A 16,239-nucleotide genomic window follows, 5' to 3' on the forward strand; every position below is an offset into this window, starting at 1 on the left:
GCAAATCTAGCACTCATACAAGCAGAGTGCCAAGCCTTATCGTCTTTCCGTAAAGTAGCGCGCCGCATCTGAAGAGAACAACATCATGATCATAATATGCACGCCAATCGAAGTCAAAAGCAGCATAATCGACGCATTAATTCGCCCAATTGTCACGGATAAAGATTCGGTGACAATAGCTAATGTCGCCACAGAAAGTAGTGAGATTCGCGCCCGACTACTTCCTCGAAGCAGCAGCCCAACCAACACGATTTCCGCCACGACCAGCAGAACATTAAAGCCAGCCATCATTGACAACATGGTATTCGCAGCATTTATATCAATTCCGTCAATATTCGCAACTTGCACCAAAGTCGTCGGCCAGCTAGAAAAGTCCACCAGCATTTGCCCAATTGTGAATAACGACGCCAGAATCATCAATCCGCCGCCAATTAAAATCTGCGGCGGTCGGCGGCCCCAAAGCTCTTCCAATAGGGTTTCGTGATTTCGCGGATGACGATCATAAATTGTGCCGTCCATAATCACCCCGAGCCGTGTTGAAGCCGTGACATTATCGTCAGTCTTTATCCGACCGACTTCCAAAATCGGCAAATCGCCATCAGTGCGAATGGAATCTCCGAAACCGTTGCGCGAATGATAGCCCGTTGAAAAATCCTTTAATATCGTCACTCTAACATTTTTATTGTTACTTTTAACCGACTCAATGATATAATCCCGTTCAATATCAATATTCTCGTCAATTTTATGTGTGAACTGAAAAGTAAATAAAGAAAAGCCAATACTCTTATCGTACGTACCAGCCGCCAACCAATCAACTCGATGACCGCCAGGAAGAAGCCAGCCAGTTGGGCATCGCCAAAACCTAACGTGATGGCGACGCCTTGGATTGCCGTCAACTTCCTGCTGATAGGCAAAGTCTTGCCGCCTACCAAACAAAAATGCTGGCGACACTGGTGCATTTGGATAACTACGACCACTCAGCACCGTAAGTACCATTTTCCAAGCCGACCTCGGAGTTATGTCATCCGCCAGAACCCAGCCAGCCTCAGTCATTGCCTTATGGAGCTTTTCTTCCGAGCCGCGCACGCTCAAATTGACGGGGTCACTTAATACTCCGTCCGCCGTTCGCGTCCTGCCGATAAAATAATTCGGCACGTACATATTACTCAAAATTCGATGAAGTCTAGGCAACGCCAAATACGCCACAATTATCCACACAACAAAGAATAAGCCAACCAGCCACCAGCCGCCCGTCGCCCAACCTTCTCTAAGCACTAACCACGCCAACCAAAACGACGCCAAACCTGCAAAGATAAAGAAGGATTGGTCTAATAATGTAGTCAAGGTCTTCGAGGAACGATCTTGCCTGGCTGCTATTTTTTTTGGAGTTTTTACCGAACTCATAGATTAATTATATCATTGAGGAGATTTCGAGCTACCAAACGCGCCTCGTCATCCTGACGCTTAAACACGTCGCCGCGCAAAATAATTTCCTCAGTCACTCGAATTGCTCGCTCCAAATCGTCATTGATAATCACGTGATAATACGGAACTTCAAGCGCGTAAGCCAACTCTTTTACCGCCGAGGCGTGACGCTTTGGCCACTCCGCTTGAAAATCTTCTTCAGTTGCGTAACGTTTTTTTAATCGCTCAATCCAAGTTTGGCTATTTGGCGGCACAATAAAAATCGCAATGCTATCTGGCGCCAGTCGCTCATATTCCTCCACGCCCTGAACGTCAATGTCAGTAATTGCCACGCGGTTCTGATCATGCGCCAACTTCAGCTCAGCCACCGATGTCCCATAAACCGTACCGTGAACAAACTTTGCCTCAATAAATTCATTATTTTGTAGCATATTTTCGGCAGTTTGCGAATCAATAAAGTGATAGTCAATTCCATCCTGCTCGGCGCATCCGTTATTTGTGCGTGGCGCGCGCGTAGTGTGCGAAACGATATCGCGAAACTCGGGCGACTTCAGTAATTGTTTTTTTATCGTGTCTTTGCCTGCACCAGAAATTCCCGCGAGCAGCGCAATTTTCGTACTTTTAACCAATTCAATTGTTGATTCAGTTGGCTGATAATTTGTAATAAGATCTTCAATATTTGGCATAATATTTACCTATAATAACTCATCAAGTACAGATTGCCAATTGGGAAATTCAGAACTTCCAAAACGAATAAGCCGACCAGAAAACTCGCCCGCACCATTCGCCGTCCGATCGTCAATCAAAATATCGCCTCGACTCAAATTCTTTGCTGACGAAAAAATAACCTTACGGAAGAAAACGTTATCCGAACCTTCGCCGCCAAAATACTTTTTCACCCACGCCAATTTATCACCCAAAGCCGTCGGATTTTCCCACGGAGAAGAAGATAAAATATATAAATCATATTTGTCTTTCAGGGCGTAAACCGCCTCGATAGCTCCAGGCACTGGATCCATCAAAGAAAAAATTCCTGGAATATTATCGTGCTGACCATCAAACTCATCAATCAACTCAGGCGATATCTTCGTTAAAGCAGATTTGAAATCCGCCAAAACACCATCCATATCAATATAAACAATAGGTTTTTTCATAGTTAATCCCTTTTTAGCATCACCATAAATGCTTCGCTTGGTATGTCGACTTTACCAAAGCGTTTCATTCGTTTTTTACCACGCGCTTGCTTGGCGAGAAGCTTCTTTTTACGACTGACATCGCCGCCGTAAAGATAGCCCGTAACATCTTTTCGATAAGCGCCGATATTTTCCCTGGCAATAAATTTACCGCCAATTGCCGCTTGCAATGAAACCTCAAAACTCTGACGTGGCACGACTTCCTTCAACTTCTTAACAATCTCACGCCCCAAATGCTGCGATTCCGACCGATGGCACATCACGCTCAGCGAATCAACCATCTCACCTGCCACATAAAAATCAACTCGCACTAAATCTTCCACTTGATAATCCGACAATTCATAATTAAACGAACCGTAACCGCTGGTAATCGACTTCAATTGGTCATAAAAATCCGTTAACAAATTCGCGAGTGGCGCCGCAAATGAAATCAGCGCTCGCTCGTCAATGTAACTCAGGTTTTTCTGGCGACCACGCTTACTCACGATCAACTGAATCACCGCACCGATGTAATCCTGCGGCACAACAATTTCACCATCAATCCACGGCTCGCGAATCTCTTTTATCTGCACTGGGTCGGGCAATTCACTGGCGGATTTAATATCCAATTCCTCGCCATTCGTCAAACTAACTTGATAATCAGTACTCGGATTGGTCACAATTAAATCCAAATTATACTCACGCTCCAATCGCTCGCGAATAATATCCATATGAAGCAAACCCAAAAATCCAATTCGTACACCATAGCCCAAAACCGGCGAATTCTCCGGCTCGAATTGCAGCGCCGAATCGCTCAGGCTCAACTTTTCAATCGCCTCTTTCAAATCGTTATAGTCTTCGTTGGACACCGGGAAAAACCCCGCATAAACGAAGGGCTTGACTTCTTTATAGCCTGGAAGTGGCTGGACGGTAATTTTTTCAGTCATAACTATTTGTTATTATATCAGTTCAATGTTTTTATATAAACGCACAATAAATCGCTCCTTGCGTGCCTACTTATTCTCAGCAAATTATTCCTTACACACTGAGGTCTAACCTATAACTGCTCAAAAATCTTATGAGCTTGATTCTTGCCAATAACCTGAGCCAGTTCAGCGTAACTCATCCACCGACCGCGTTTAGCTTTGTCGCGACGATAATCCTTCTCGTCAGTAATATCACCCTTAACTATCACATCAACATTACGCCAAGCGACCCAAGATATGTCATCGCTCAAAAAGCTATAATCTAGATGAACATAATTTTCGTTGACTAGTTTATAGCCCGACGATGAAAATCCGCGCGCATACAACTCGCGGAGAATAGCATCTGCTAGCTCGGCAAAACTGTCAACCGTAACACACAAAAAGTCATCGTATTCCTCACCGATTTCATATGATCGCCCATTCATAAAAATACTATACGAATCATCGTCAACAATTTTCTCATCCAACCACACACGGCGGTCGCGTGTTACTGGAATTACACGACATCTAATCTTCTCTGTAAAGTTTTTGAAATTGCTCATAATTGCCAACAACAGATATATCAATACCTATTTCGTGCATTTTATTACATCTGCGCTTTTCAATACAGTATATACTATTTCCACTGTCGCGTCTGGTTGATCTTGTGCTTCTCAAAATACACTTCCGCCAAATTGACGTCAAACCGATTTGCCAATTCCATCAAATAGTTCAGCACGTCCGCAAACTCCTCGCGCAGATTGTCGTGGTTATCAGGTCTTTTTTCTCCCTTAAATCCTGTCTCTTTGCGAATCGCCTTCGCCAGCTCGCCAACTTCCTCGGCTAACAATAAGAATACTTCAGTGACAGAATTTTTATCCCAACCTTTCTCCTTACAAGTTTGATCGAGGTGTTTTTGTAATTCAGTTAAGCTTATTGTTTGTGGATTCATGGTTTTTCCTTCTTTAATCTTAATTAACTTACACTTGATGGAATATAAACATAGCAGGAAGCAAGAATCTGCTCGCTATCCAATCCTATTTTTAATTACTATTATACTCTGATTTATCAAACAATATATCACTTTGGTTAAATATTTTTTCCTGTGATAGTCCAAAATCTCTACCAGCAACTTTTTTATGAAGTTGCTGGTTTTGTTTATATAACTTTTATAAAGAAGTAATAAAAGTTAAACCGCCTAATATCACTCCCGCTGCATTGGGAATGATGAGGATCCAGTCTTTTTTAGGTTCTTTTGTCCAACCATAGATTACCCAAATTAAACAAGAAACTGCTGCGAATAGTGGTTGGAATGGTTGAGCTTTTTCTCCTTGTAGGTTAGCGATAATTTGTGGAATATATGCAATAAAGACAAGGATCCCAATAAAAGCTCCAATAGATCCGACAAAGCGATTAATTTTTTGTTTAGACATATAATACCTCATGAGGTTTTATTATATTATAAAGGAAAAGATGCTGTCAATAATTTTGTGTAAACACTCTAGTAGAGTCTTCAAACAAAGTAACTAAGTAACGTTCCAGAGCCTCCTCGTTAGGAAAAAGAACCTTCTATTTCGTTTGACGTTTGATTTCTTTATTAAGAGACTTAATGAGTTTTGTCGAATAAATGCTATGCCAAATCTGGTAAGGAAACTGATTTCAGCAATCATACGCGTCAATACTACGAACCAACGCCAAAAAAATTCAGTTAAGCTTATTGTTTGTAGATTCGTGGTTTCCCTTTTTAATCTTAATTAAAATATCTCCCCAGTGTTACCGTATCGCCAACCCGCGCCTCGCGTGTCGTTTTCAGGTTCGTCACAATATAGCCAATTTCGCCAGTTTCAAGCGAAGGGTCGGGTTGCATGGCTGGGTTAAGATGACCGACTTCCAGAGCTAGTCCATCTGCGCCAGTCGCCATCATTCGGATAGACTCACCCTTTTTAATTCGCCCGTCAACCACCCGCACGTATAAAATCACGCCACGATAATCGTCATAATAGCTATCAAAAATCAGCGCCCGAGTTGGACCATCAACCTCGCCAGTTGGCGCCGGAATTTTATCAACAACCGCATCCAAAACCTTATCTACGTTTTGACCAGTTTTAGCAGAAATATGAATAATCTCGCTCTCGTCGCAGCCCAACAAATTAATGACTTGCCTAGATACGCGCGGTATATCGGCGGCCGGCAAATCAACCTTATTCAAGACCGGAATAATTGTCAAATCCTGTTCCATCGCCAGATAAACATTCGACAATGTTTGCGCCTGAATTCCCTGGCTAGCATCAACCACCAATATCGCGCCCTCGCAAGCCTGCAAACTACGCGAAACTTCATAACTAAAGTCAACATGTCCCGGAGTGTCAATCAAATTCAGATCGACATTCTTATATCGCATTCGCACCGGCGCCAACTTAATAGTAATGCCTTTTTCCCGCTCCAAATCCATCGAATCCAGCAACTGCGACTTCATCTCGCGCTTTTCTACCGTCCCAGTCATCTCCATCATTCGATCAGCCAGCGTAGACTTACCGTGATCAATATGAGCAATAATACAAAAATTCCGAATATTTTCCATTAACCCTTAAACTCCAATCGTCCAAATAACACTTTTTTCAATCGTGCAAGAATCGGGTCAATTTCTGGCAATTTTAGCCACTTTGAAGCCGCGGCATACGCGCCAAAACTAACCAATGAAATGATAACAAATTTCGGAAAAGCGCTAAAGAAACTGTCGTCATGATAACGAAACGGCATAATTAGCACGGCAATATAACAAACCACGCCCGTAACAATTCCAGCGAGTATCATCTTAAAAATCGCTCGCACGAACGTCATGTCGAATAATTTTGGCATTTGACGATTCATAACCGCCAAAAGCACAACCACTTCCAAAACCGCCACTGTTGATTGAGCCCAAGCCAATCCATACGCGCCCATTTTCAAGACCATCGATAGAACAATTGCTAAAATTATATTCAAAGTAATCGAGAAAATTGAAATGTATAGCGGAGTTTTCGTATCTTGGCGGGCGTAAAATGCTCGCGCGGCCATGTGGTAAATAGTTCGGAATAAAATTGCTACAACCAAACATCCCAAAATTCCCGCGATTAGTTGATTACCGCCATTGCGGATAAAATGCACGACGTATCCCCTGGTAAAGAAAATCACCACCGACACTGGAAGCGCCATCCAAAAAATAATTCTCAGCAGGGAACGCAGGTCTTTTTGAAATAGGTCATTTCGACCTTCGCCCAAATGCTCAGTCAATTGAGGAAAGGCGGCATTTGAAATCGCCACGCCAATAAGGTTGATCGGCATCATATGAAGAGTCAAAGCCTGTTGGTACGCCCTAACCGTTCCGTCAGCCAAACGCGAAGCCAAATTTACCTCAACCAAGCTAACTACATAATCCATTCCTTGATCAACAGAGCGCGCCGGCAGTAGAGATAAAACTTTCCTAAATCCCTTATTTCGCCAATAAATTTTGAAATTGTAATCAAACCCAAGCCCAGCCAAGCCAACCGCACTGACGATCAATTGTAAAAATGATCCTAAAACCACACCCAACGCCACACCCATAATGCCGCCGTCAAAAATCTGCCAACCGAATAAATTGACGCCGCCAGTAAACCACACCGTACCGATAATAATACCGACGTTATATAGCATTGGCGCCAGCGCACAGAACATAAATCGCCCAACCGCTTGCTGAATACTAGCAATCACCGCCGCAACCGCAAAAATAAACGGATTAACCGCGATCACTTGCATCATACTAACCGCCAAAGCATGGCCAGACTCGCTCAGACCAGGCGCGATTAAATACTTCATCAACGGATCGGCAAAGATAATAATCAACACCGACGCTGTCATGGTTATTAGCGCCATAAAATTGATCATGCTCGAGCTAATTTGCCAAGCAGACTGCTTATTACCCTTGACCCAGCGCTCATTAAAAACTGGAATGAACGTCACACTAAGCGCACCAGAAACCAGCACTGCAAACATAAAATCTGGCACCATGAAGGCTGCCGTATAAGCGTCTAGTCCAACCGGGTATCCCGCCAATGCTCCGTTTTCGCTCGGCATGTAGGCGGAGTTCAGCAGACGATCACGGAAAAACCCCAACAAGCTCGACAACAACGTCGAGCCCGCCAGGATCGTAGCAGCCAATTTCACATTAAGCCGCTGATTTATTTTCGTAACTGTACTACGAACGCGCCCCATAGTATTTTACGAATGCAGTTTAGCCTCTTTTGGTAACTTAGTGCCTTTAAGAATCTCGTCAACCTCAGATTCCTCCAAAGTTTCTTCCTTCAGTAGAGCCTCGGCCAACTTATCAAGGAACGAACGATTCTCTTTCAATACCAACATTGCACGATGTTTGGCTTCGGTAATCAATTGCGCAACTTCCTCATCAATCATCTTCGCAGTCTCATCAGAATACGGGCGCTCTCTGGTCATTTTATCAAACATCAAGCCACCGTTATCTTCGTGGAATACTTGATCGCGCAAGCTCTTGCCCATTCCTTGCTCAATCACCATATCGCGGGCAATTTCAGTCGCTTTTCGCAAATCCGAACCAGCTCCAGTAGTGATTCCGTCATCACCGTAAATCAATTGCTCAGCAATTCGTCCGCCCATTGCCCGAGCCAAAATATCTTTAAACTCGTAAACATTCGTGTAGCTCTTATCTTCTGGCGGCAAGAACCATGTTACTCCACCAGTACCGCCGCGCGGAATAATCGTAACCTTGTGGACTGGGTCAGAATCAGGCAAGACGTGACCAACAATCGCGTGACCAGCTTCGTGGTAAGCCGTCAACTCTTTCTCGTGATCGTTCATTATCTTAGTCTTGCGCTCTGGACCAATTGCCACACGCTCAAACGCCTCAGTTAATTCGTCATTTGAGATCTTCTTCTTGTTGCGACGAGCAGCAATAATTGCAGCTTCATTGGCCATATTTGCCAAATCCGCACCAGATGAGCCAGCGGTTTTTGCCGCCAATTTATCAAGATCAACAGTTTCGTCAGTTGGCTTTTTCTTAAAGTGAACCTTCAGAATTGCCTCACGATCTTTGCGCTCTGGAAGCGTAATAGTTACACGTCGGTCAAATCGTCCAGGTCGGAGCAAAGCCGGATCCAAAACATCCGCGCGGTTGGTTGCTGCCAAAACAATAACATTAGTCTCGCCATCAAAGCCATCCATTTCCACCAAAATCTGATTCAGAGTTTGCTCGCGCTCATCATGACCACCACCCATACCAGAGCCACGCTTACGACCCACGGCATCAATTTCATCGATAAAAATAATACACGGGGCATTTTTCTTAGCCTTAGAGAATAAATCTCGCACTCGGCTAGCACCAACACCAACAAACATTTCCACGAATTCAGAACCAGAAATCGAGAAGAATGGCACACCAGCCTCACCGGCAACAGCTCGGGCTAGCATCGTCTTACCCGTACCTGGATTACCGACTAATAATACACCTTTCGGAATCTTTGCGCCCAAATCTTTATATTTCTTCGGATGCTTGAGGAAATCAACAACTTCCTGCAAATCTTGCTTGGCGTTATCATTTCCAGCGATATCCGTAAATAAAACCTTTTCTTTATCTTGTCCATACAGGCGAGCCTTACTCTTACCAAAACCCATAGCTTGATTATTTTGACCCTGAGCTTGGCGCATCATAAACATAAAGAACACCACGATAATCAGCACAGGCACGACCATAACCGCCAGGTTCCACATGGTTTCGCCTGTTGTGGATGGTGGAATAACCTTCACCTCCACCTTAGCATCCTTGTTCAAGCCCTGCTCATAAATGCTACTAGATTCCTTGACTGAATGCTCGGTAGGTTTTGATTGATCTTTTGGAGTAATCTTAATATCATTCCCTTGAATCTCCAATTGAGCAATTTTACCGTCATTTGCTCGACGCACTACATCAGATAAGGCAACATCTTTAAGATTTGACGCAGGGAAGAGTGTTGCGTAAAAAATTAACGCTACAAAAATTATAATTGCCCAAAACAATCCAAATCGTAAAATTTGACTTATTCTATTCTTTCCATTTCTTTGAGGCATCTTAACAGCCATTCTCAACTAATCCTTTCGCCTATACTAATCAAACTCTCTTTATTATAACACTTCTTAGCGTCAATTTCATCACAATGCCGCCACCAACTTGCCAGCAAGAGCCAGCTTTTCCAGTTTTTACAGCAATTAGCATACGCTCCAATTGAGAACCCAGTAACGACACATCATAATGTCGCAAAACGTAATAATATAGCAATTCTTGTGCGACATTATCATCTATCATCGTCAAAAAATACCGACCCAGGACTTCTCCATCAAACTTCTCTATTTCCTGCTCAATTTTTCCTCTTAATTCTCTCTGTTTTCGCCACGCCTCATACACTCCAAGTTTCTGATATTCATCAAGCTCACGATTTATCTTGCGCCTAAATTTATTCCTTTGATACGCATCGCTTTGATTTGTCTCATCTTCACACCATTCCAATTTTTGGCGAATCGCATATTCATAAATTCTCTGCTTCGTCCAACCATTCATCGGCCTAACTATCTGACTATCACTCATCCCCGCCAAGCCTCGCCACCTGGAACCGCGCTTAAGATTCATCGCTACAGTTTCAATAATGTCATCTCGATGATGTGCCGTCACTATCACGCCATCAAAATCCGTCGCCACGCCACGCAAAAAATCATAACGTCTTCGGCGCGCTAATTCTTCGCTAGCATCAGCCCCCAGTTTTTCGCGCCGACAAACAAATTGTATTTTATATCTATCAGCTAAAGCCTCGACAAATCTAGCATCGCTCGCCGAATCCTCACGAATTCCGTGGTCAAAATGAGCGACCACCAAATCTTTTTCCGTTCGCGACATCAAATCCAGCAAAACTACCGAATCAATCCCACCACTGACTGCGATAATATATCTCACATATCCATTATCTCACAATTTACCTAAAACGTATTTGGCAAATTTTATACTATCTGTTACAATCAATGCAGTGTGGCACCGTAGCTCAGCTGGTTAGAGCGCAGGACTCATAAGCCTGAGGTCGGTGGTTCGGGTCCACCCGGTGCTACCAGAAATTATCTTTCCTCGCCAATACGGCGGGGAATTTTTTATAGATACTGAATTAAATTAGCTCAAGCTCTTCAGATTGAACGCCATCCAAAGCCGCCAATCGTCGCGACACAAAACTATCCAATTCCCATGAATTACGCTGACGCTCCCACGTTGCTAAATCCTTTTTTCGGGTTACTTCTAAAAATTCAGCTAATTCACTGGTGTTGATTTCCATATTTTTTCCTTTTTGTGTTAATTATTTAACTGTCTTTATACTATCATAAATTTGACAAAAAAGCAATACCTTTTTCGGTCATTATTTACCTTTTCATTCCGCTTGTGGTACACTGGTAGAGAAGGATTTATACACAAAAATGACCCCTGTAACAATCTCATCACTAGCCACCATAATTTTTGCAGCGATTATTCACGCTAGTTTTCAGCTTAGCGTCAGTGTTTTAACGTTACTTAGCGGGCATTCAATTGGCAAAAAAACCGCCCAGAGAAAAATTTTTCGTATGAGCAACAGTTTTGCACTTGGAGTCGCAATGATTACCTTGTTACTTATCAGCTCAATTTCCTATTTCTTATCACTATTCATCCACCATGCCACCAGCGCAGAGCAACTCGTTGCCGCCGCCTCTTCAGGGATGATGTTTGGCTTAGGAATCGCAATTTGGGCATTCTACTTTCGACGACAACCAGGAACTTCGTTATGGCTTCCGCGTAATTTTGCGGAATATTTAAACAAGCGCACCAAAAAAACCAAAAATTCCATAGAAAGCTTTGCTCTGGGAATAATTAGCGTTATTGCAGAAATTGTATTCATCATCGCGCCAATTATCGCCGCCAGTCTAGCTATTATCACCCTACCAAACCCTTTCTTGCAAATCATCAGCATAGCGATCTACGTCATCGTGTCCACACTGCCGTTATTTGTCGTTATCGTCTTAATCGGCAGCGGACGCAGCATCTCTAATTTACAGCGTTGGCGAGAAGATCATAAGAGGTTTTTGCAATTCGCCAGCGGTGGTAGCTTATTAATTTTAGCGGCATTCCTATTCGTTGATCGCGTTATTGGCGTCGTTAGCTACGGAGGCAATTTATGGTAAAGCCAGGTCAAATTGACGTCATCAAACAAGGAAAACGACCACCAGAGGAGTTTAGCCCAGACAAGCTCCACAATTCCATAATTGCCACTTGTCTAAGCGTTCGTACGCCAGAAGGTCAAGCTCAAGACATCGCAAAAACCGTCACTTTGGGTGTTATGAATTGGTGCGAAACTCACCCAGAAATAACCTCTGCCGATATCCGCCGCCAAGCACAACGCATTATGAAAACCCTGCATCCCGACGCGGCTTATTTATATAAAAATTATAAAACCATAATTTAGGAGATTTGATGTCGCAAAAACCAACTTTTGACTATGATTATATAGTAATTGGTAGTGGCGCTGGCGGTTCGCCCGCAGCCAGCATATTAGCGAGTGCCGGAAAAAAAGTTGCTGTTGTAGAAAAATCAACATTCGGCGGGGAATCACCAAACTGGGGAGATGTACCAACTGGATTTTTAACTCATGCTCTTAACGTTTATCAAACAGCCAAAGATGCCGCTAAGTTTGGGTTGCGCACTAACTCGGTTGGGTATAATTACCCTTCTCTACTCTCCTGGAAAGATAAAGTCGTAAAGAGAACTGGAGCTGGCGGCAATCGCTATTATTACGAGAAGCAAGGTATTAGTGTTTTTGCCGGCAATGCGCATTTCTTGAGTCCGAACGAAATAGCCGTCAATCGCAGACATTTGTCCGCTCGCAAATTTCTCATTGCAACTGGATCTGATTGGCAAATTCCAGAAATACCTGGATTAAATACCACTTCTTATCACACTCCAAAAACTATTTTTAGCTTGAAGCGCCCACCAAAAACCATGTTCATTGTTGGCGCGGGGGCTACGGCACTAGAATTGGCACACATCTTCTCCACCCTGGGAACAAAAGTTTACGTAGCAGAGAAATCGTCCAGAATATTATCGACATTTGACCCAGAAGTCAGCGCTTTGGTTACAAATGACGCAAAAAATCGCAATATTTCAATCTTAGCTCGCACTAAGATTATCGCCATCCAAAAATCGTCTATACAAAAACGCGTCACTTTTCTGCAGGGGCGAATAGAAAAATCTGTGCGCGTTGATGAGATTCTAATTGCCGACCAACAATTGCCTGCGACAGATTTAGGCTTAGAAAACGCTGGCGTAAAATATACCGAAAATGGCATTTTGGTTAATTCTTACCTGCAAACTTCCGCTCGGCATATTTTTGCCGCAGGAAATGTAACTGACGCCAATATCCAAACCCACACAGCTTTAGCGCAGAGTCGTATTGCGGCTCATAATTTGCTACATAATAATAAGATTAAATTCAATGATTCCCCGCACCTACAAGTTGCATTTACTCAGCCAGAAATAGCTCAAATTGGAATGAATGAATACGATTGTAAGGCGAAAGGAATAAGCGCAAAAATAGCAATTGTTCCGCTCACCACTACTGTACGCAGCAATATTACCGACCAGCGAATAGGTTTTGTGAAATTGATCGTTGATAAGAAGCGAGTTGTCGTAGGCGGAACGATCGTCGGGCCACACGCTAGCGATATGGCAGCCGAGTTAGCCTTGGCTGTTCGACATAAAATTACCAGCGAAGAACTAGCGTCCACTCCGCATTGTTTTACTTCTTGGTCAGAAGCCGTGCGAATTGCCGCCGGAAAACTTCTATAATTACCTCTGATGCGCTATAATAAGTCTCACGGGGGCGTAGCTCAGGGGTTAGAGCAGTCGGCTCATAACCGATTGGTCGCTGGTTCGATCCCAGCCGCCCCCACCACAGTCTGAATTTGATAATCATAAGATGAATATTTTTACCATTCCTGCTACAATATTATGTGGTAGATATTAAATTTGCAAAAATGAACAAATTAAAACTCAAACGATTAATTTACAGAATACAGCACGACTATTTGACCCTAAATAATGTCGTTATTGCTGCTGCGCTTTTAATTGCTATGAGTTGGGCTTGGGGCTCCATTGAATCAATGCAAAAAAACTACGAATTACAACGCTCTATTGACAACAAACGCCAGCAAGTGGAAATAGAAAAACTGCAAGTCGCCTTGCTGGAATACGAATCGAAATATTATCAAAGCGAAGAGTATCAAGAATTGACTATTAGACAGCGCACAGGAAAAGGTTTACCCGGAGAAAAACAGCTCATCACCCAATCTTTCGAAAGCGCCATTCCTGCCCAAAAACTTGCGTCGAGCGCGAAGCGAACAGATAGTAACTTTCAGCAATGGATGAACTTTCTATTTGGCGGCAATAGTCACAAACACTAAGGTGTTGCAATTATTACGCTAAGCTGATATCATAATTATGTATCGCGGGGTAGAGCAGCCTGGTAGCTCGTTTGGCTCATAACCAAAAGGTCGTAGGTTCAAATCCTACCCCCGCCACCAAGAAGGGTTTTTCAGGCTCTGGAGAGCCTTTTTTGGTTGGTAGCACTCTGTAAAATACACTGATTTCACTGGTTCCAAACCTATGGTTTTTATAGTCATATATCAACCCCTGTGGGGAATAATATGCTTTGGAATCTTATCCTAGCGCCCGGCGAAGCCAGTACCCATTGTCTATCTACATCTCGCATGATCTCAAGAGCAACATCAATATCAGTCTCTCGTATTGCTTGCTGACGCTCTAGGCGCTGTAGCTCGTCGGCTATCATTACCTTATCGTCATCATACGCATTTATTAGATCTGTTTTTCATACAACAATCCAAACACAAAAAGTATCAGTACCCAGCATGACCTATCTTGACAAAAGATGATTCTAGGATTTATCTCTTAAGGAGAGATACTTCTGTTTCAAGCTTACGAGATTCTTCGTCAAGGCGAGCCTGGGCAGAGTCTTTATCGTCATAGAATTCTGATTTTGTTTCAGCATAATTTCCCAAACCGAAGGGTTTATAATAGATAATTTGATATCGCTTATCGTCTAACTCCCACAGCTCAAGCGAAGTGTATAGGTCGTGCTTTATTGCTCCACTTAGCCCTAACTCATGCCGTAAATACCACTCACTAATCAGCGTTCCTTTGGGGATATTTGAGTGGTGGTTAGTCCCTTCTTTGGCGACTTTACCATTCTCAATAAGCGCCGCTAGGAATATTCCTCTTTCGCTTGGGTTAATATCCTTGTAGCTAAACTCTTTTGTGGCTAGTAGTTGCTGAGCGGTTTCTAATGTTGTTTCGTTCATATAGTCATTCTCCTCATGATTTGTATTAAGTTACGTCTTCCTCAAACCGTGTATACAGGACAGGGCAATCGTCCATTGCGGCTAGTTTATCCGCTAGTTCAATAATATCATTCCCTTGATAAACATCACGCCGCCATTCGTTCGGTATTGCATCAAGTCCATAGTATGCACCAGCTAATTGCCCGTACACCGCCATAGTTGTATCAACGTCACCGCCCAGACACATAACTGCCAATATTCCATCCTCAAATGTGTCATAGTTCATAAAGCCCCATAAAGCTATCTGGAGGGTGTATACGACATAACCTGGCTTATTCTTGAGCTTATCTGTCTCAACTCTCTCTTTTAGCTTGTTCAGCAGCTGGTCGTAGTGTGCGCCGGTACTATACTTACTAACATCTATAATATCTGTTTTGTCTTTTAGATGGATAGCGTTGTGTAGTATGGCAGCAAATACTTCAGCAGCAGCTTCAGCCTCATAGGAGTAATGCGTTTCTCTAGCAGAGACTTGAGCAAGCCGTATTACGTCACGGATATCATCTCGTTTGCCGTAGGCAGCTATCACGACTGGTGCAAGGCGCATTACGACACCGTTGCCAGCACCATCGCTCCGATTCATCGTTTTGTGAACAATAGCGTAACCGCTAGCGTACATATCCAGCATGATAAGCGTCTGCATGCCGATACCCTCGCCATAATCAAAATACGAGCGGTAGCCCTCTGATTGCCATTTGCAATACTTATCCATAACGCTCCACGAATCATAGCCGCCGCATTCCAGCAAGCTATCTGCTAAACATAATGCCATAGAAGTGTCGTCTGTCCAGACGCCACGAGGAAAGTGCGCTTCATCGTGCATATGACGCAATTCTTCTATACGACCAGCAATCTCATCACTTGTGTAACCGTGTTCAATAGGAGCACCGAGAGCGTCGCCTATGGCTAAGCCGAGTAACATACCCTGGAGCTGTGCTTGAGAGTTTTTCTTCATTATTTTGATTATATCGTCAATCTCCTAAATAAGCGACCTCAATTAGCCCTTTGTGACAATCTTAGTCTAACCCAACCGCGACATTTAGTGCTGATTTATGAATTTATCAGGCTGGATAACGTAAAAAGTAGTCAAGAGGATAATTTATTGATATTAACACATTCTGTTACGATATACTTTAATGGTGGTTGGGTATCTTTATTGAAGGGGTGGTCGCCTCTATTAAGCGTCTCCAGCTCAGAATCTCGCTACAGATATGGTTCCAATGTAGATACACTTG

Annotated in this window: 18 protein-coding genes, 3 tRNA genes and 1 pseudogene; 7 read left to right on the forward strand and 15 right to left on the reverse strand. The window is 43.3% G+C overall.

The window, feature by feature from the left end; translation table 11 throughout:
- Positions 1-36: 36 nt before the first annotated feature.
- From LRM47_RS01780 to tilS, 12 genes and pseudogenes are all read right to left on the reverse strand, one after another.
- Positions 37-1,404 (reverse strand): LssY C-terminal domain-containing protein, encoded by a 1,368-nt coding sequence (locus tag LRM47_RS01780; RefSeq protein ID WP_243822592.1) that lies wholly within the window; start codon positions 1,402-1,404, stop codon positions 37-39.
- Positions 1,401-2,111, reverse strand: a complete 711-nt coding sequence (locus tag LRM47_RS01785; RefSeq protein ID WP_243822593.1) for a guanylate kinase — start codon at positions 2,109-2,111, stop codon at positions 1,401-1,403. Before LRM47_RS01785 ends, LRM47_RS01780 begins: the two co-directional genes overlap by 4 nt.
- 9 nt (positions 2,112-2,120) lie before the next feature.
- Entirely contained in the window at positions 2,121-2,579 is a 459-nt protein-coding gene (locus LRM47_RS01790) for a 5' nucleotidase, NT5C type (protein WP_243822594.1), read from the reverse strand.
- Positions 2,580-2,581: 2 nt separating this feature from the next.
- Positions 2,582-3,544, reverse strand: coding sequence for an elongation factor 4 family protein (locus tag LRM47_RS01795; RefSeq protein ID WP_243822595.1), 963 nt, complete (start codon positions 3,542-3,544; stop codon positions 2,582-2,584).
- A 110-nt stretch (positions 3,545-3,654) separates the two neighbouring features.
- A complete protein-coding gene (locus tag LRM47_RS01800; RefSeq protein ID WP_243822596.1) occupies positions 3,655-4,125 on the reverse strand; it encodes a hypothetical protein in 471 nt (156 codons plus the stop codon).
- Positions 4,126-4,199: 74 nt separating this feature from the next.
- A complete protein-coding gene (locus tag LRM47_RS01805) occupies positions 4,200-4,514 on the reverse strand; it encodes a dUTP diphosphatase (RefSeq protein WP_243813177.1) in 315 nt (104 codons plus the stop codon).
- A gap of 217 nt (positions 4,515-4,731) precedes the next feature.
- Positions 4,732-4,995, reverse strand: a complete 264-nt coding sequence (locus tag LRM47_RS01810; protein WP_061582780.1) for a SemiSWEET family transporter — start codon at positions 4,993-4,995, stop codon at positions 4,732-4,734.
- 46 nt (positions 4,996-5,041) lie between these two features.
- Positions 5,042-5,218 (reverse strand): annotated as a pseudogene (locus LRM47_RS01815) (transposase); the annotation flags it as partial.
- Positions 5,219-5,312: 94 nt separating this feature from the next.
- The gene (locus LRM47_RS01820) at positions 5,313-6,143 is read right to left on the reverse strand and encodes a GTP-binding protein (protein ID WP_243822597.1); all 831 of its coding nucleotides are present in this window, start codon (positions 6,141-6,143) and stop codon (positions 5,313-5,315) included.
- Entirely contained in the window at positions 6,143-7,795 is a 1,653-nt protein-coding gene (murJ, locus tag LRM47_RS01825; RefSeq protein WP_243822598.1) for a murein biosynthesis integral membrane protein MurJ, read from the reverse strand. Before murJ ends, LRM47_RS01820 begins: the two co-directional genes overlap by 1 nt.
- 6 nt (positions 7,796-7,801) lie before the next feature.
- Positions 7,802-9,670, reverse strand: a complete 1,869-nt coding sequence (gene ftsH / locus LRM47_RS01830; RefSeq protein WP_243809811.1) for an ATP-dependent zinc metalloprotease FtsH — start codon at positions 9,668-9,670, stop codon at positions 7,802-7,804.
- Between the two features lie 28 nt (positions 9,671-9,698).
- Positions 9,699-10,535, reverse strand: a complete 837-nt coding sequence (gene tilS / locus LRM47_RS01835; protein ID WP_243822599.1) for a tRNA lysidine(34) synthetase TilS — start codon at positions 10,533-10,535, stop codon at positions 9,699-9,701.
- Positions 10,536-10,609: 74 nt separating this feature from the next.
- On the opposite strand from tilS, the gene LRM47_RS01840 reads away from it, so the two are divergent.
- A tRNA-Met gene (locus tag LRM47_RS01840) sits at positions 10,610-10,686 on the forward strand.
- 51 nt (positions 10,687-10,737) lie between these two features.
- On the opposite strand, the gene LRM47_RS01845 is transcribed toward LRM47_RS01840, so the two are convergent.
- The gene (locus LRM47_RS01845) at positions 10,738-10,902 is read right to left on the reverse strand and encodes a hypothetical protein (RefSeq protein ID WP_164999847.1); all 165 of its coding nucleotides are present in this window, start codon (positions 10,900-10,902) and stop codon (positions 10,738-10,740) included.
- 139 nt (positions 10,903-11,041) lie between these two features.
- On the opposite strand from LRM47_RS01845, the gene LRM47_RS01850 reads away from it, so the two are divergent.
- The 6 genes from LRM47_RS01850 to LRM47_RS01875 all read left to right on the forward strand — a co-directional run bounded on the left by LRM47_RS01850 (position 11,042) and on the right by LRM47_RS01875 (position 14,173).
- A complete protein-coding gene (locus LRM47_RS01850) occupies positions 11,042-11,779 on the forward strand; it encodes a hypothetical protein (RefSeq protein ID WP_243822600.1) in 738 nt (245 codons plus the stop codon).
- Positions 11,773-12,060, forward strand: coding sequence for a hypothetical protein (locus tag LRM47_RS01855; RefSeq protein ID WP_129631704.1), 288 nt, complete (start codon positions 11,773-11,775; stop codon positions 12,058-12,060). The genes LRM47_RS01850 and LRM47_RS01855 overlap by 7 nt, the downstream gene beginning before the upstream one ends.
- 8 nt (positions 12,061-12,068) lie before the next feature.
- Positions 12,069-13,439, forward strand: coding sequence for a dihydrolipoyl dehydrogenase family protein (locus LRM47_RS01860; RefSeq protein WP_243822601.1), 1,371 nt, complete (start codon positions 12,069-12,071; stop codon positions 13,437-13,439).
- Positions 13,440-13,469: 30 nt separating this feature from the next.
- A tRNA-Ile gene (locus tag LRM47_RS01865) sits at positions 13,470-13,545 on the forward strand.
- Between the two features lie 58 nt (positions 13,546-13,603).
- On the forward strand, positions 13,604-14,053 hold the full coding sequence (locus LRM47_RS01870) for a hypothetical protein (RefSeq protein WP_243822602.1): 450 nt from the start codon (positions 13,604-13,606) through the stop codon (positions 14,051-14,053).
- A gap of 43 nt (positions 14,054-14,096) precedes the next feature.
- Positions 14,097-14,173, forward strand: a tRNA-Met gene (locus LRM47_RS01875).
- Between the two features lie 378 nt (positions 14,174-14,551).
- Here LRM47_RS01875 and LRM47_RS01880 read toward each other — a convergent pair.
- Together LRM47_RS01880 and LRM47_RS01885 are read right to left on the reverse strand one after the other, a co-directional pair.
- Positions 14,552-14,968: a hypothetical protein gene (locus tag LRM47_RS01880; protein ID WP_243822603.1), complete on the reverse strand. Its 417-nt coding sequence runs from the start codon at positions 14,966-14,968 to the stop codon at positions 14,552-14,554.
- A gap of 25 nt (positions 14,969-14,993) precedes the next feature.
- Positions 14,994-15,959, reverse strand: coding sequence for an ADP-ribosylglycohydrolase family protein (locus tag LRM47_RS01885; protein WP_243822604.1), 966 nt, complete (start codon positions 15,957-15,959; stop codon positions 14,994-14,996).
- Positions 15,960-16,239: the final 280 nt, after the last annotated feature.

The sequence above is a fragment of the Candidatus Nanosynbacter sp. TM7-076 genome (genome assembly GCF_022828325.1).
Classification (GTDB): Bacteria; Patescibacteriota; Saccharimonadia; order Saccharimonadales; family Saccharimonadaceae; genus Nanosynbacter.

Bases quoted from the DNA above. Each gene is read 5' to 3' on its own strand.
- LRM47_RS01855 (WP_129631704.1), top strand. From the start codon at position 11,773: ATGGTAAAGCCAGGTCAAATTGACGTCATCAAACAAGGAAAACGACCA.
- LRM47_RS01860 (WP_243822601.1), top strand. From the start codon at position 12,069: ATGTCGCAAAAACCAACTTTTGACTATGATTATATAGTAATTGGTAGT.
- LRM47_RS01850 (WP_243822600.1), top strand. From the start codon at position 11,042: ATGACCCCTGTAACAATCTCATCACTAGCCACCATAATTTTTGCAGCG.
- LRM47_RS01820 (WP_243822597.1), bottom strand. From the start codon at position 6,143: ATGGAAAATATTCGGAATTTTTGTATTATTGCTCATATTGATCACGGT.
- LRM47_RS01810 (WP_061582780.1), bottom strand. From the start codon at position 4,995: ATGTCTAAACAAAAAATTAATCGCTTTGTCGGATCTATTGGAGCTTTT.
- LRM47_RS01785 (WP_243822593.1), bottom strand. From the start codon at position 2,111: ATGCCAAATATTGAAGATCTTATTACAAATTATCAGCCAACTGAATCA.
- LRM47_RS01780 (WP_243822592.1), bottom strand. From the start codon at position 1,404: ATGAGTTCGGTAAAAACTCCAAAAAAAATAGCAGCCAGGCAAGATCGT.
- LRM47_RS01885 (WP_243822604.1), bottom strand. From the start codon at position 15,959: ATGAAGAAAAACTCTCAAGCACAGCTCCAGGGTATGTTACTCGGCTTA.
- LRM47_RS01800 (WP_243822596.1), bottom strand. From the start codon at position 4,125: ATGAGCAATTTCAAAAACTTTACAGAGAAGATTAGATGTCGTGTAATT.
- LRM47_RS01790 (WP_243822594.1), bottom strand. From the start codon at position 2,579: ATGAAAAAACCTATTGTTTATATTGATATGGATGGTGTTTTGGCGGAT.
- LRM47_RS01805 (WP_243813177.1), bottom strand. From the start codon at position 4,514: ATGAATCCACAAACAATAAGCTTAACTGAATTACAAAAACACCTCGAT.
- LRM47_RS01845 (WP_164999847.1), bottom strand. From the start codon at position 10,902: ATGGAAATCAACACCAGTGAATTAGCTGAATTTTTAGAAGTAACCCGA.
- LRM47_RS01795 (WP_243822595.1), bottom strand. From the start codon at position 3,544: ATGACTGAAAAAATTACCGTCCAGCCACTTCCAGGCTATAAAGAAGTC.
- LRM47_RS01880 (WP_243822603.1), bottom strand. From the start codon at position 14,968: ATGAACGAAACAACATTAGAAACCGCTCAGCAACTACTAGCCACAAAA.
- murJ (WP_243822598.1), bottom strand. From the start codon at position 7,795: ATGGGGCGCGTTCGTAGTACAGTTACGAAAATAAATCAGCGGCTTAAT.
- ftsH (WP_243809811.1), bottom strand. From the start codon at position 9,670: ATGGCTGTTAAGATGCCTCAAAGAAATGGAAAGAATAGAATAAGTCAA.